Source organism: Enterobacter roggenkampii (assembly GCF_001729805.1).
In the GTDB taxonomy this organism is placed as follows: Bacteria; Pseudomonadota; Gammaproteobacteria; order Enterobacterales; family Enterobacteriaceae; genus Enterobacter; species Enterobacter roggenkampii.
In genome coordinates this window covers 3,967,184-3,980,466 of sequence record NZ_CP017184.1, presented here as the reverse complement: position 1 = coordinate 3,980,466, position 13,283 = coordinate 3,967,184, and the positions used below count along the sequence as shown (strand labels likewise).

Here is a 13,283-nt window from a genome sequence, read left to right as displayed (position 1 = left end):
GGCCAGCGCGTAGGCCGGGTAAGGCGTAGCCGCCACCCGGCTTTTTTCTGCATAAGGGTAGGAGGCCCAAAATGAAAATTAGGAAGTTAACAGGAGCGATGCTGATTGGCCTTACGTTATGCGGTTGTGTAATGCACCGCCAGACACAGCCAGAAGTGGAAGGACGTCTAATCGACAGCGCAGGTAAGCCAGTCCCGGGCGCTAAAATAACATTAGAGAGGGAGCAAACGCTTTCTGACGACAACGGTCGTTTTGCTTTTCAGAGCCAGCATGAGTGGATCTTTTTTCTGCCAATAGGTCCGATGGACTGGATTTATCACACCCCGCTCCAGATAAGCGTCAACGGAAAGGAATATGGTGCAGAAGTAGGCGGCGGTCTCGGTGGGCCACATAAACTGGAAGGGAAAGCGTACAACGTTATTTGCACATTACCTGATCTTCCCGGAGAAGCGAGATGTCAGTCCGGTTTATAAATTAAAACGAGCCCGGCGGAAGACCGGGCTCGTTTTAAGTATTATCCGCCAAACTGATCCGGGTCTGGCCCAAGCCGCTTGCCCTTATCCAGCTTCGCAATTTCTCCCAGCTCATCTTTGTCCAGACGGAAATCCCAGACGTCGAAGTTCTCGGCGATGCGCGATGGCGTGACCGATTTCGGGATCACCACCAGGCCGTTGTCCAGATGCCAGCGAATGACGATCTGCGCCGGGGTTTTGCCGTATTTATCCGCCAGGTCGCGGATAATTTTCTGATCGAATACCCCTTCACCACCCTGAGCCAGCGGGCTCCAGGATTCGGTCTGAATCTTATGCGTGGCGTTCCAGGCGTGAAGCTGGCGCTGCTGCAACAGCGGGTGCAGCTCGATCTGGTTAATCACAGGCGCGACGCCCGTCTCGTCAATCAGCCGCTGCAGGTGATGAACCTGGAAGTTGCAGACGCCGATGCTTTTCACCAGCCCCTCTTTTTGCAGTTCAATCATCCCTTTCCAGGCATCAACGTAATGGTCGATGGCCGGAACCGGCCAGTGCATGAGATACAGGTCGACGAAATCGAGCTGGAGCTTCTCCAGACTCTCCTGCAGGGCTTCGCGGGGACGCTTTTGATCGTCATTCCACAGTTTCGTGGTGATGAATAACTCATCGCGGGGGACACCGGCGCTGACCAGTGCGGTCCCCACGCCGTCCTCGTTTTTGTACGCGGCGGCGGTGTCAATCGACCGGTAGCCGACTTCCAGGGCTTTATGAATGGCGGAGACGACCTCGTCGTTACCGGCTTTCCATACACCTAGCCCCAGCTGGGGCATCACGTTGCCGTCCTGCAGCTTGATTACGGTTTGGTTTGCCATTTTTCCTCCTTCAGGTGCGCATCGCCGGAGGGAGACTCCGGCGATGGGGTGTGCATTAAGTCTGGACGAAATGTCAAAAAACGAAAGTCGGGGGGACAAAAACGCTTAGCGTGCCGCCTCGTAAATACGGCGGCTGACGTCCAGGGTGATGTCGCCGTGCTCGCCCAGATGGGTCATGCCATGCTCTTCGAGTTTCGCCAGCAGGGCAGGGATAGAGCTGCCGTCCAGGCCGTAGCCAGACAGACGCGTTGGCACGCCCAGACCTTCAAAGAAGCTGCGGGTCGCTTCGATAGCGGCATCAATACGCGCATCGTCAGAACCCTCGGTGATGTTCCACACGCGCTCAGCGTACTGCAGCAGTTTGGCGCGTTTGGTATCACGTTTTTCATTCCACAGCGCAGGCAGCACAACGGCCAGCGTCTGCGCATGATCCAGACCGTGCATCGCCGTCAGTTCGTGGCCCAGCATGTGGGTCGCCCAGTCCTGCGGCACGCCAGCACCGATCAGGCCATTCAGCGCCTGGGTGGCGGCCCACATCACGTTGGCGCGAACGTCATAGTTTTCCGGCTCTTTCAGCGCTTTCGGACCTTCTTCAATCAGCGTCAGCAAAATGCCTTCCGCAAAACGATCCTGAATTTTGGCATTCACCGGATACGTGACGTACTGCTCAACGGTATGAACAAAGGCATCGACCACGCCGTTCGCGACCTGACGCGCAGGCAGGGTGTAGGTGTAAACCGGGTCCAGAATGGCGAAGACAGGCTGAACGTGTTCGTTCATGAAGGCCTGCTTGTCGCCGGTGGTTTTGCGGGAGATCACCGCGCCCTTGTTGGATTCAGAACCGGTGGCCGGGAGGGTCAGCACGGAGCCCATCGGGATAGCGCTTTTGATGTCGCTCCCGCGGGTTTCCAGAATGTGCCACGGATCGATGCCGTCAGCATAGTGCGCTGCCGCCGCGATGAATTTGGTGCCGTCCAGCACGGAGCCGCCGCCGACCGCCAGCAGGAAGGTGATGTTTTCTTCGCGGGCGATTTTCACCGCGTTCATCAGCGTTTCGTAGGACGGGTTTGGCTCAATGCCGCCGAACTCACGCACGTCCAGACCGTCCAGCGCGCTGTAAACCTGATCCAGCACGCCGGTTTTTTTCACGCTGCCGCCACCGTAGGTGATCAGCACGCGGGCGTCAGCAGGGATCTGTGCGCGCAGGTCAGCGATAGCGTCTTTACCAAACAGAATGCGGGTTGGGGTGTGAAGATTAAAGTTGTTCATTGCTCGTTCCCTTTAGTGGGTGAAAAACCGTGGTGCGCAGAGGGCGACCTGATGCTGCTCATTGTGGCCGTCCGGGGCTACGCCCTCAATGCACATTCCTGCCGATGTCTTGCCCATTTCTACAGAGCGCTGGAGAAAGCGCGGAAAACAACGCACACTGTCAACGTCGAAAACCGCACCCGGAGTAACGCAAGATGAACCGTGAGGCTATCTGCCAGCAGCTCACTGCGCAGATTAAGAGATTGATAGATAATGAAAATCGTGCCAGCGATCTGCTGCCGGACATTCGCCTGCTCTACGGCACGCAGCCCGGAACGCGCACGCCGGTCATGTACCAGCCGGGCATCGTTTTTCTCTTTTCAGGCCATAAAATTGGCTATATCAACGAGCGCGTGTTCCGCTACGACACCAATGAATATCTGCTGCTGACAGTACCTTTACCCTTCGAATGTGAAACCTTCGCGACAGAGGCGGTTCCGCTGGCGGGGATCCGCGTCAATGTTGATATCCTCCAGCTGCAGGAGTTGCTGATGGAGATTGGCGAAGACGAACTCTTCCAGCCTTCGATGGCCTCAAGCGGGATCAACTCGGCAACGCTGTCGGAAGAGATCCTCTGCGCCATTGAGCGTCTGCTGGACGTCATGGAGAGGCCGCTGGACGCGCGCATACTGGGCAAGCAGATTATCCGAGAAATTCTGTACCACGTGCTGTTGGGCCCGGGCGGCGGCGCGTTACTTGCCCTGGTGAGCCGACAGACCCACTTCAGCCTGATAAGCCGCGTGCTCAAGCGTATCGAAAGCCAGTACACGGAAAACCTCAGCGTCGACCAGCTGGCGGCGGAAGCCAATATGAGCGTCTCGGCGTTTCACCATAACTTTAAATCGGTGACCAGCACTTCGCCGCTGCAGTACCTCAAAACCTACCGGCTGCATAAGGCGCGGATGCTGATGATCCACGACGGCATGAAGGCCAGCGCGGCGGCGATGCGGGTGGGCTATGAAAGTGCGTCGCAGTTCAGTCGGGAGTTTAAGCGCTATTTCGGCGTCACGCCGGGAGAGGATGCGTCACGTATAAGAACGATGCAGGGAGCCTGACGAAAAACGTAGGCCGGGTAAGCGATAGCGCCACCCGGCTTTGTTGAATTATGCGCTGCAGTACTTCTTCTTAATCACTACCGCGATGGTTCCCACCAGACCCGCCACCAGCAGGAACATCGGCAGCACCATCAGGAAGGTCATCACCTGATCTTCGTGGTGTTTCACGAAGGGGATCATATTCAGCGCGTAGCCGAATGTCGTCACCACGCCAACCCAAAGCAGGGCGCTCAGCCAGTTGAAGAACTGGAAGCGGCGGTTCGACAAACCGGAAATGCCCGCCATCGTCGGCAGAAGGGTGCGAACGAATGCCAGAAAACGTCCGGCCAGCAGCGCAAGCAGGCCGTGCCGGTCAAACATGCAGGTTGCACGCTGATGGTATTTATGGGGTAACTGCGCCAGCCAGCTTTTGACCACGCGCGTGTTGCCGAGCCAGCGGCCCTGCAGATAGCTCAGCCAGCAGCCCAGGCTGGCTGCGGAAGTGAGGATAACCATCGTGGGCGTAAAGTCCATGACGCCTTTGCCGATCAACGCCCCGGCAAGCAAAAGCAGACTGTCACCGGGTAAAAACGAGGCTGGCAGTAATCCATTTTCCAGAAACAGCGTTGCGAACATCACGAAATAGACGACGCCTATGACGTGAGGATCCGCCAGGGCGGCAAAATCATGTTGCCAGAGCGCCGCGATAATATCTTGAATAACAGCCATGGACTTTCCTGTGGAACAGCAGATATAGCGCTATTGTACTCCCTAATTCGCCCGTCGGGTTTGATCCCGGGCGCAACTCATGCAGACTTTTCTGCTTGCGGTGTCCACAAAAGCGTCCAGAGAGTACATTTTCAGCCAGCACTCTACACGATACGCTCGAACCCTGCTGCTAAATCCGCAATCAGATCGTCAACATTTTCTAAACCGATATGCAGTCGAATCAGGGTACCGCTGAAGTCCACTTCACCGCCGGGGCGCAGGGCCGCGATCTGCTCCGGCTGGTTAGCCAGGATCAGGGATTCAAAACCGCCCCATGAGTAGGCCATACTGAAGAGGCTAAAATTATCCAGATAGCTTGCCAGCTCGTCATTATTCAGCCGTTTTTTCAGCACAAACGAGAACAAACCGCTGCTGCCCGTAAAGTCACGTTGCCAGAATTCATGCCCCTTACTGCCCGGCAGCGCCGGATGGTTTACGCGCTCAACCTGCGGATGCTGCGCCAGCCATTCGGCCACCTTCAGGCTGCTTTCGTGGTGCTGACGCAGGCGAACGCCCAGCGTGCGGATTCCGCGGCTGGTCATGTACGCCGTGTCGGCATCCACCATCTGGCCCATCAGATAGGCGTTTTCACGCAGCTGATCCCAGCAGCGCGCGTTGGAAACCGCAGTACCAATCATGCCGTCAGAGTGGCCAATCAGGTATTTCGTCGCCGCCTGGATGGAAATATCAATGTCGAATTCCAGCGCTTTAAACAGCACCCCTGCCGCCCAGGTGTTGTCGATCATAATGATCGCCTCTGGCGCTTTGCTGCGCACGGCCTTGACGATAGCCGGCACGTCGTGAACTTCCATGGTGAGCGACCCCGGCGATTCCAGGAACACAATGCGCGTGTTTGGCTGAATAAGTTCGGCAATACCTTCACCAATCAGCGGGTCGAACCAGCCGGTCGTCACGCCGAGCTTGCTGAGGATTTTGGTACAGAAGTCCTGGCTGGGTTCATAGGCGGTGTTGGTCATCAGGATATGGTCGCCCTGTTCCACAAACGCCAGAATGGTGTTGGCGACCGCCGCCGCGCCGCACGGGAACAGCGCGCAGCCTGCGCCGCCTTCCAGTTCGCACATCGCTTCCTGCAGAGAAAAGTGGGTTAGCGTGCCGCGACGACCATAAAACAGCCCGCCTTTTGCGCGGTTGCGCGTGGCGTTTTTTTTCTCCTCTACGGTGTCAAACACCAGCGAGGAGGCGCGTTGAATCACGCTGTTGACCGATCCCTGAGTATATTTTTTGCTGCGTCCTGCCTGTACCAGCGTGGTATCAAGATGCTTCGTTGTCATGTTCGCTAACCCTGTTTTTATACGTCTGGACGTCCAGACTACCACGATTGGAAAAAACTGCACCCGCAGGCTTATCGAATAAGCAGAAAATATTAGCAAAAAAGCGCATAAGAAATTTTTACTGCGTAAGCGCAAGGAAAGTGAACGAAAATTGCGGCACTATGCAAATACTAATGAGAACTACTATCAATTCGACGATGTTTTGATATTATTACGTTCAGATTTTGTGATTTGCGTCCTGGAGATACAGAGTGGGTAATAATTTGATGCAGGCGGATCTCTCCGTTTGGGGCATGTATCAGCATGCTGACATCGTGGTTAAAATTGTGATGATCGGCCTGATTCTGGCGTCCGTTGTCACCTGGGCTATCTTCTTCAGCAAGAGCGCCGAGCTGCTTTCGCAGAAGCGTCGCCTCAAGCGGGAACAGCAACAGCTGGCAGAAGCCCGCTCTCTGGATCAGGCCTCAGATATGACCTCATCCTTCCACGCGAAAAGCCTGACTACCCTGCTCGTGAATGAAGCTCAGAACGAGCTGGAACTCTCCGCGGGCAGTGAAGATAACGAAGGCATCAAGGAGCGTACCGGTTTCCGTCTGGAACGTCGCGTGGCGGCCGTTGGCCGACACATGGGGCGCGGCAATGGTTATCTGGCCACCATCGGCGCGATTTCGCCGTTCATCGGTCTTTTCGGTACGGTCTGGGGCATCATGAACAGCTTTATCGGTATCGCGCAGACCCAAACCACCAACCTGGCGGTCGTTGCGCCGGGTATCGCCGAAGCGCTGCTGGCGACGGCGATTGGTCTGGTCGCGGCGATTCCGGCGGTGGTTATCTACAACATCTTCGCGCGGATGATTGGCAGCTACAAAGCCACCCTCGGTGACGTTGCCGCGCAGGTTCTGCTGCTGCAGAGCCGCGATCTCGACCTGAATGCCAGCGCCGTTAAGCCGGTGCACGCGGCGTCCAAACTGCGCGTGGGTTGATATTATGGCGATGCGTCTAAACGAAAATCTGGACGATAACGGCGAAATGCATGAGATCAACGTGACGCCGTTTATCGACGTCATGCTGGTTCTGCTGATCATCTTCATGGTGGCCGCGCCGCTGGCGACGGTGGACGTGAAGGTGAATCTGCCAGCCTCGTCCAGCCAGCCGCAGCCGCGCCCGGAAAAGCCTGTCTATCTGTCCGTGAAGGCCGATAAATCGATGTTCCTCGGTAACGACCCGGTAACGGCCGACTCTGTTATCCCGGCGCTGGATCAGCTTACCGGCGGTAAAAAAGACACCACGGTCTTCTTCCGTGCGGATAAAACCGTGGATTATGAAACCATGATGAAGGTAATGGACACGCTGCATCAGGCGGGTTATCTGAAGATTGGGCTGGTCGGCGAAGAGAAAGCGGCCGCGAAGTGATAAAGAAGCTGGCGAAAGCCGGCTTTTTTTATGCCTGTTGGGTTTATGCGTTTTTATTTTCCGTCGGTGCGGTAGAGGGGGTTGCCAGCGCGTCCTCATCAAGCGCAACGCAGGTGACGTTTGAGGTACGGTACTCGCCGTCTGACAGTTTGCGCGTCAGACGTAGGGTGGCGATCTCTCTGGCAAGCAGATACTGGTAGTTGGCCTCAAGGCGTCCCAGAAGCTTCTCTTTTAGCTCTGGCCGCTGTTCCATGATGGCGTTCATCACGGCACCGTAAATTTCTTCTTTGACCTGCAGCGGATAAATCTCACGGCGATTCTGCCATTTCAGCCGCACCAGCGTCGCCGGGATCGATACCAGGTCTTGTGTAATGCGCGTCATCTCGTCATTTTTTGTGTTTCGCAGCGCGTCGAGATTTTGCTTTAAGATAAATTCATCACTTTTTTTATCATCCAAAGTCAAATAAACGTCGTTATTTTTAACTTCCTTCACGTTAATCCTCCCCCAGGCTATAAAAAATTGGGTTGTTTTTTTCGCGCGTAATTAAGTTAAGCCAAATTTCATTGCCCGCTTCGTTAATTTCTTTGGTTTTTTCGGCCAATATTTGACTTAGTTTCTGGGCATCTATTTCACCTTCGGCCTGCAGATCATTCAGCAGGTGGACAAAGGCTTCAATTTTTATGGCGCGAAATAAGCGGTCTTTTATATGACGATCGTGCTCTTCCAGTAACATATTACGGGATTTGCCGGTACGGGAAACACCAATTAATATATCAGGCTCGAAATCAGAGAGCTTTCTTTTCCCCTGAGTGAAACTGACCTCTTTTTCTGCTTCCGTCGGTTGCTGTTCCACAGGCGTAATGTGGTACTTAGCCGGGACGAGATAGTCGGGCAGCATTTTTAATTTCCTTTAATTTCAACAGGGTGGGGTTGGTAAAGGCGTGAGATTCGTTGACAATATCATGAGGCAAATTTAAAATCAAAAAAAATGGAGCCTACCCATGAACAGCATCTTTTTTACGGTCATCACATTACTATTACTGACCGCTGGTGTGCTTTTATTGATGCAGGAGTTCAATAAAACGAAAGTGTCGAAAGACACCAGTGAACCGCCGCAACCGGAACTCATGACAAAAGAGGAAGGGGAAGACCATTTCTCTGTATTGATGAACTCCGTTACGCCTGTCTGGTACTGGCGGGTGAACCATGAATATATCGACTTTTTACACGCGACAATTAAACGCATGAAAATGTCGGAAATTAATGACACGCCCGGACTGTTTGAAGCACAGCGTCGCTGTAGCGATCTCAATTCAGCCGTGTATAAATATTATGACAATATCAAAAAACGCTGCCTTAACGGCGAGAAGGTCTCATATTCCGATCTGGACGTATTAAATTTGCGTCAGTGTTTTCGTGAGTTCAGCCTTGAAGCCTACCCGGAGCTGGTGGTGCTGGTCTGGCCGGAATACGCCCGTCCCGAGGTTAACCCCGACAACGTCTGAGTGACCATACTGGTGAGCTATTGCAAACAGTCAGCGCCATTGGGATATACTGGGCGCTGGTTTCTTTTGCAAACAGGACTTTATGGAACGCTTTTTTGAAAACGCCATGTACGCCTCTCGCTGGATACTGGCCCCCGTCTATTTTGGCCTTTCGCTGGCGCTTATCGCGCTGACGATTAAGTTCTTTCAGGAAATCCTGCACGTTCTGCCGAATATCTTTTCCATTGCCGAGGCGGATTTGATTCTGGTTCTGCTGTCGCTGGTGGATATGACCCTGGTGGGCGGGCTGCTGGTAATGGTGATGTTCTCCGGCTACGAGAATTTCGTCTCTCAGCTGGATATCGACGAGCGCAAAGAGAAGCTCAGCTGGTTGGGCAAAATGGATGCCTCGTCGCTGAAGAATAAAGTGGCCGCGTCGATTGTGGCGATCTCTTCTATCCACCTGCTACGCGTGTTTATGGACGCGAAGAACGTGCCGGATAACAAACTGATGTGGTACGTCATTATCCATCTGACGTTTGTGCTGTCCGCGTTTGTGATGGGGTATCTGGATAAGATCAGTAAGAAGTAAAGTACGCCTTACCCCTCACCCTAACCCTCTCCCCAAAGGGGAGAGGGGACTGCTCGGTGCGGTCTTATTTATCGGACGACGCCTGCCACAGATTCAACTCCCCATCCGCAACATGCTGGTCAATCCGCTTGAGTTCGTCCTCACTGAAGTACACGTTATCCAGCGCCCGAACGTTCTCCTCAATCTGTTCCGGGCGGCTTGCGCCAATCAGCACTGACGTCACGCGCGCATCTTTCAGCAGCCAGCTCAACGCCATCTGCGCCATAGTCTGACCCCGCGCCTGCGCCATTTCACTCAGCAAACGCAGGCTGTTCAGGTTGGCTTCGGTCAGCATTTTTTCGTTCAGACCGCGGACTTTCTTGCCTTCACGCTGCATGCGTGAATCTTCAGGAATACCGTTCAGGTATTTTCCGGTCAGCAGCCCCTGCGCCAGCGGGGTAAAGGCGATGCACCCGGTACCGTTTGCCGCCAGCGCATCCAGCAAACCGGTCTTATCGACCCAGCGGTTGAGCAGGTTAAAGGACGGCTGGTGGATCAGCAGGGGGATCTTCCACTCGCGCAGCAGCTCGGCCATTTTTTGCGTGCGCTCGGTTGAGTAGGAGGAAATGCCCACGTACAGCGCCTTGCCGCTCTGAACAGCCTGCGCCAGCGCAGAGGCCGTCTCTTCCATCGGCGTGGTTTCATCCACGCGGTGGGAATAGAAAATATCCACGTAGTCGACGCCCAGGCGTTTCAGGCTCTGATCGAGGCTAGCGAGCAGATATTTGCGCGATCCGCCTGAGCCGTATGGCCCGGCCCACATGTCGTAACCCGCCTTGGTGGAGATAACCAGCTCGTCGCGATACGCGGCAAAGTCCTCCCGCAGCAGACGGCCAAAATTCTCTTCCGCGCTGCCTGCTGGCGGGCCGTAGTTGTTGGCAAGGTCGAAATGGGTAATGCCGAGGTCGAAGGCTTTACGCAGCAGCGCCCGCTGGGCATCAAGAGGCTGAACGTGGCCGAAGCTATGCCACAGCCCAAGCGACAGCGCGGGCAGGCGAAGGCCGCTCTTGCCACAGTGGCGGTACTGCATATTCTCGTAGCGGTCAGGGGCAGGGTACCAGGACATGATGTCTCCTTTTCTTATCGATGAATTTTTGAAACGGCGTTTTCATTCTGTCCTTATCAAAACACAAATCCCGGGGAGAAGCGATGGCAGAACTCCCTGCCAGCAATTTTCCCCGGGATGCGTCAGACGTTGAGTCCCGCACTGCCCGGTACACGCAGGTCACCGGGCAATCAGACGACAATCAGAAGCTATAGCTCATCCCCGCCTGTACGCTGGCATCGTTATCCACATCGCCAGTACCGACATAGACGCCGGTAGTCAGGGTGAAGTTATGGGCGATGGTGGCGTTGATACCTGCCCCAAAGATGCCCATGGTGTTGTTGTGACCGGAGGTATTGTGATAATCCGCCGCCTGAATGTCGGTGTCATCGCTGAACTCTTTCTGGAAGCGCGCGTCGATCCACGGCATCACCTTCACGTTCTTGTTCAAATCGCGAAGGGTGGTGGTGAGCCTCACGCCCGCGCCGCCATTCCAGGAAGAGACCTGGCTGTCGGCAAAGGTGACTTCGCTGTCAGAGAAGCCGTTCGCTTTGGTCTGATCCCAGCCAAGAGTGGCGTAGGGTTGCAGCAGCGTTTCGCCTGGCAGCAACACGTTCACCCCGGTGCGGGCCTGCGCCAGATACAAACTGCCATCGGTGGAGCCGTGCAGCGCTTCCGTCATGCCGCTGGTATCGCCCGTCACGTTGTTGGCAGACAGCGAGTAACGCATATCGCCGTAGCTGAAGCTGCCGTCAGCAAACAGACCCCAGGTTCGGCCGTTCAGCGCCTGCTGCCAGCCGCCATACAGGCTGTAGTAGTTACCGTAAACGCTGTCTTTGAAGCTATCCGCGCCGTCGCTGGTGTCCTGCACGCGGCTGCGCGTCCACGCCAGCGCGATACCGCCGGTGACGCTGTCGCCGTTGTCCAGATGCGCCGTCCAGTCTACGCCGCCCTGCGCACCCTGAGTGATGCTTTTATAGTCGACGTCGTTGCTGAAATTACCGTTCTGATAAAGGAAATCGCCCCAGACCTGCGCACCGTCCTGCTGTTCTCCCAGCAGGTTTGCCAGATGCACCTGGTTCATGTGGTTGCTGATGTCATCCGCTACCTGATGCCCGGCCTGTTCCGCTGCATCCAGGCCGGCTACCAGCCCCTGAACGTCGCTCGCAAGGTTGCCCTTCTGGCTGTTAAATTCAATATTCCAGCTCTGGCTATTATCTGCAGTCAGCTGAGCCTGAGGCGCGCTGTCGGCCGCAACAATATTCAGACTGTTGTTGTAGTTATACGCGCCGCTACGATTCTCCACGGTCTGGTCGCCGTTGGTAAACGTGGCTGCTGCATAATTCTGCGGCGCACTGCTGCCCGACGTGGTGAAGGTCCCCAGGACTATCCCCTGCTGATTTTGCGCAGACGGCGTAATGCTGTTCACCACCACGGCGTTATTGGCGCCGGTAATATTACCGAAATTCACGTAGCTGTCGGTGCTCATGGTAACCAGCGCATTGCTGCCGGTGGTATTGGCAATCAGGGTTGAACCGTTTTGCAAACTCCAGCTGGTTGCATCGTTAATTTTATCAATCGCAATGCTGTTATCGCTGGTGGTATTTACCGTTTCAAACTGGCTTATTTGTCCGGATATAGAACTGCCCGCATCCATTGACAGGGTATCGCTGCCGTCACCACCGTTAACATTGCCATTGACATGTGAATCATTGGTCAGCACGACCGTATCATCACCTGCACCCGTTGTAATATCACCGTTGACGGTCGCGTTGTTCTGCAGCGTAATTGTGCTATTGCCCGTACTCTGGCTGGTATTTATCTCGCCATTCACGGTGCTGTTATCCACCAGAACGGAATTTGCGGCGTTACCATCGACGGTCACATTGCCATTTACCACGCTGTTATTGGTCAATGAAATCAGCGTGGTGCCGTTTTCGTTAAAGGCCCCAATGTCGCCGGTGACCGTACTGTTATCCAGCGCCAGCGAATCAGCCTTCGTTCCGTACATCGCGATGGCGACATCGCCAAAGGCATCCAGGTTGATGTCGCTGAATGGCTTGTATCCGCTCAGTTTTACCGCCAGCGTGTCGATGTTCTGCGCGATTTCGCTCTGCGAGGCATCCACGGAAGCGTTAGTCAGCGTAATATTGGTATCAGATTTATCGCTACCCGCGTAAATACCGCCTTTATCCATCGTGCTGTTGCTGATGGCAATATTTTGTGCACCGGCTCCCGCACTGAGAATACTGCCGTGCAGCATGCTGCCGTCCTCAACGTTGACGGTGTGGTAACCTTTATCCATGGGGTCGAGATAAATGGCGGAACCCATCATATAGGCTTTCTTGCCCTCGTAGCTTCCGGCGTCATTTTCGCCATTCAGCGTGGCGTCATCGATGGTCACCGTCGTATTAGTGGTTGCACCGGTATTGCCCACTTCGATCATATCGACGGTGGCGCCGTTATTCACCGTAATATTAGCCGTCCCCCCGTTGCTGCCCTGAATATAATGGCCGGACATGTCGGTACCAGAAACGGTTAATGACTGGGTATCCCCTGATTCACGGCTTCCATCCATAAAGATATTATTTGCGGTGGTGTCGGCCATAATGGCATTAGTCACGCCGGGATCTTCATAAAAACTATTATCTACATATTTCGTTAAGCCGCAGGTCTGCGATGTCACGCCCGGCTGGCAGGGCGTAGCGGGTGTTACGTTAGCCTGGGCGCCAAATGACGTTAAAGCCACTAAGACACATTGCGAAAGCAATGTACGATTCATTAATTTGCGCATTTGAAGTTCTCTGGATGAGTCGAAAATTGTCCGGCTCTTTTTAAATGAATTTATTTAAAATAAGAACTTCCTCAGCAGGTAAGGATGTAATGAAATCTAAAAAAATATCCTGCACAATAATTAGCGTTTAAATAATTAAATCTGATTAATAAATTTAATTTAATTCATGAG

At 54.4% G+C, this 13,283-nt stretch carries 14 protein-coding genes; 6 read left to right on the top strand and 8 right to left on the bottom strand.

All coding sequences use genetic code 11. The annotated features are described in order from the left end of the window. Positions 1-71: 71 nt before the first annotated feature. Positions 72-473 carry a carboxypeptidase-like regulatory domain-containing protein gene (locus BFV67_RS18560; RefSeq protein WP_025912494.1) on the top strand — a complete coding sequence of 134 codons (402 nt, stop codon included), beginning with the start codon at positions 72-74 and terminating at the stop codon, positions 471-473. Positions 474-514: 41 nt separating this feature from the next. Here the strand turns inward: BFV67_RS18560 and dkgA are convergent, their stop codons facing one another. Both dkgA and yqhD read right to left on the bottom strand, forming a co-directional pair. Next, positions 515-1,342: a 2,5-didehydrogluconate reductase DkgA gene (gene dkgA / locus BFV67_RS18555; protein ID WP_023616907.1), complete on the bottom strand. Its 828-nt coding sequence runs from the start codon at positions 1,340-1,342 to the stop codon at positions 515-517. A gap of 105 nt (positions 1,343-1,447) precedes the next feature. Continuing rightward, entirely contained in the window at positions 1,448-2,611 is a 1,164-nt protein-coding gene (yqhD, locus tag BFV67_RS18550; RefSeq protein WP_008502995.1) for an alcohol dehydrogenase, read from the bottom strand. A gap of 194 nt (positions 2,612-2,805) precedes the next feature. Here yqhD and BFV67_RS18545 point away from each other — a divergent pair, with 194 nt between their 5' ends. Continuing rightward, positions 2,806-3,705 carry an AraC family transcriptional regulator gene (locus BFV67_RS18545; protein WP_008502996.1) on the top strand — a complete coding sequence of 300 codons (900 nt, stop codon included), beginning with the start codon at positions 2,806-2,808 and terminating at the stop codon, positions 3,703-3,705. Between the two features lie 48 nt (positions 3,706-3,753). Here the strand turns inward: BFV67_RS18545 and yghB are convergent, their stop codons facing one another. Both yghB and metC read right to left on the bottom strand, forming a co-directional pair. Further along, a complete protein-coding gene (gene yghB / locus BFV67_RS18540; RefSeq protein WP_008499812.1) occupies positions 3,754-4,413 on the bottom strand; it encodes a DedA family general envelope maintenance protein YghB in 660 nt (219 codons plus the stop codon). A gap of 143 nt (positions 4,414-4,556) precedes the next feature. Further along, positions 4,557-5,744: a cystathionine beta-lyase gene (gene metC, locus BFV67_RS18535; RefSeq protein ID WP_023344922.1), complete on the bottom strand. Its 1,188-nt coding sequence runs from the start codon at positions 5,742-5,744 to the stop codon at positions 4,557-4,559. A 251-nt stretch (positions 5,745-5,995) separates the two neighbouring features. On the opposite strand from metC, the gene exbB reads away from it, so the two are divergent. Then, on the top strand, positions 5,996-6,727 hold the full coding sequence (gene exbB, locus BFV67_RS18530) for a tol-pal system-associated acyl-CoA thioesterase (protein WP_021242115.1): 732 nt from the start codon (positions 5,996-5,998) through the stop codon (positions 6,725-6,727). A gap of 4 nt (positions 6,728-6,731) precedes the next feature. Beyond that, a complete protein-coding gene (gene exbD / locus BFV67_RS18525; RefSeq protein ID WP_008499809.1) occupies positions 6,732-7,157 on the top strand; it encodes a TonB system transport protein ExbD in 426 nt (141 codons plus the stop codon). A gap of 43 nt (positions 7,158-7,200) precedes the next feature. Here the strand turns inward: exbD and BFV67_RS18520 are convergent, their stop codons facing one another. Together BFV67_RS18520 and BFV67_RS18515 are read right to left on the bottom strand one after the other, a co-directional pair. Then, complete coding sequence (locus BFV67_RS18520) at positions 7,201-7,650, bottom strand: hypothetical protein (protein ID WP_023294557.1); 450 nt, start codon at positions 7,648-7,650, stop codon at positions 7,201-7,203. A gap of 1 nt (position 7,651) precedes the next feature. Further along, complete coding sequence (locus BFV67_RS18515) at positions 7,652-8,056, bottom strand: hypothetical protein (RefSeq protein ID WP_008499807.1); 405 nt, start codon at positions 8,054-8,056, stop codon at positions 7,652-7,654. 103 nt (positions 8,057-8,159) lie between these two features. Between BFV67_RS18515 and BFV67_RS18510 the strand changes: the two genes are divergently transcribed. Both BFV67_RS18510 and BFV67_RS18505 read left to right on the top strand, forming a co-directional pair. Beyond that, complete coding sequence (locus tag BFV67_RS18510; RefSeq protein ID WP_008499806.1) at positions 8,160-8,663, top strand: ESA_00282 family adhesion-associated protein; 504 nt, start codon at positions 8,160-8,162, stop codon at positions 8,661-8,663. 82 nt (positions 8,664-8,745) lie between these two features. Next, positions 8,746-9,234 carry a TIGR00645 family protein gene (locus tag BFV67_RS18505; protein WP_008499805.1) on the top strand — a complete coding sequence of 163 codons (489 nt, stop codon included), beginning with the start codon at positions 8,746-8,748 and terminating at the stop codon, positions 9,232-9,234. Between the two features lie 64 nt (positions 9,235-9,298). Here the strand turns inward: BFV67_RS18505 and BFV67_RS18500 are convergent, their stop codons facing one another. Together BFV67_RS18500 and BFV67_RS18495 are read right to left on the bottom strand one after the other, a co-directional pair. Next, positions 9,299-10,339 carry an aldo/keto reductase gene (locus BFV67_RS18500; protein ID WP_069598780.1) on the bottom strand — a complete coding sequence of 347 codons (1,041 nt, stop codon included), beginning with the start codon at positions 10,337-10,339 and terminating at the stop codon, positions 9,299-9,301. Positions 10,340-10,520: 181 nt separating this feature from the next. After that, positions 10,521-13,067: an autotransporter family protein gene (locus tag BFV67_RS18495; RefSeq protein WP_223825737.1), complete on the bottom strand. Its 2,547-nt coding sequence runs from the start codon at positions 13,065-13,067 to the stop codon at positions 10,521-10,523. Positions 13,068-13,283 lie beyond the last annotated feature (216 nt).

Bases quoted from the DNA above. Each gene is read 5' to 3' on its own strand.
- BFV67_RS18560 (WP_025912494.1), top strand. From the start codon at position 72: ATGAAAATTAGGAAGTTAACAGGAGCGATGCTGATTGGCCTTACGTTA.
- dkgA (WP_023616907.1), bottom strand. From the start codon at position 1,342: ATGGCAAACCAAACCGTAATCAAGCTGCAGGACGGCAACGTGATGCCC.
- yqhD (WP_008502995.1), bottom strand. From the start codon at position 2,611: ATGAACAACTTTAATCTTCACACCCCAACCCGCATTCTGTTTGGTAAA.
- BFV67_RS18545 (WP_008502996.1), top strand. From the start codon at position 2,806: ATGAACCGTGAGGCTATCTGCCAGCAGCTCACTGCGCAGATTAAGAGA.
- yghB (WP_008499812.1), bottom strand. From the start codon at position 4,413: ATGGCTGTTATTCAAGATATTATCGCGGCGCTCTGGCAACATGATTTT.
- metC (WP_023344922.1), bottom strand. From the start codon at position 5,744: ATGACAACGAAGCATCTTGATACCACGCTGGTACAGGCAGGACGCAGC.
- exbD (WP_008499809.1), top strand. From the start codon at position 6,732: ATGGCGATGCGTCTAAACGAAAATCTGGACGATAACGGCGAAATGCAT.
- BFV67_RS18515 (WP_008499807.1), bottom strand. From the start codon at position 8,056: ATGCTGCCCGACTATCTCGTCCCGGCTAAGTACCACATTACGCCTGTG.
- BFV67_RS18510 (WP_008499806.1), top strand. From the start codon at position 8,160: ATGAACAGCATCTTTTTTACGGTCATCACATTACTATTACTGACCGCT.
- BFV67_RS18505 (WP_008499805.1), top strand. From the start codon at position 8,746: ATGGAACGCTTTTTTGAAAACGCCATGTACGCCTCTCGCTGGATACTG.
- BFV67_RS18500 (WP_069598780.1), bottom strand. From the start codon at position 10,339: ATGTCCTGGTACCCTGCCCCTGACCGCTACGAGAATATGCAGTACCGC.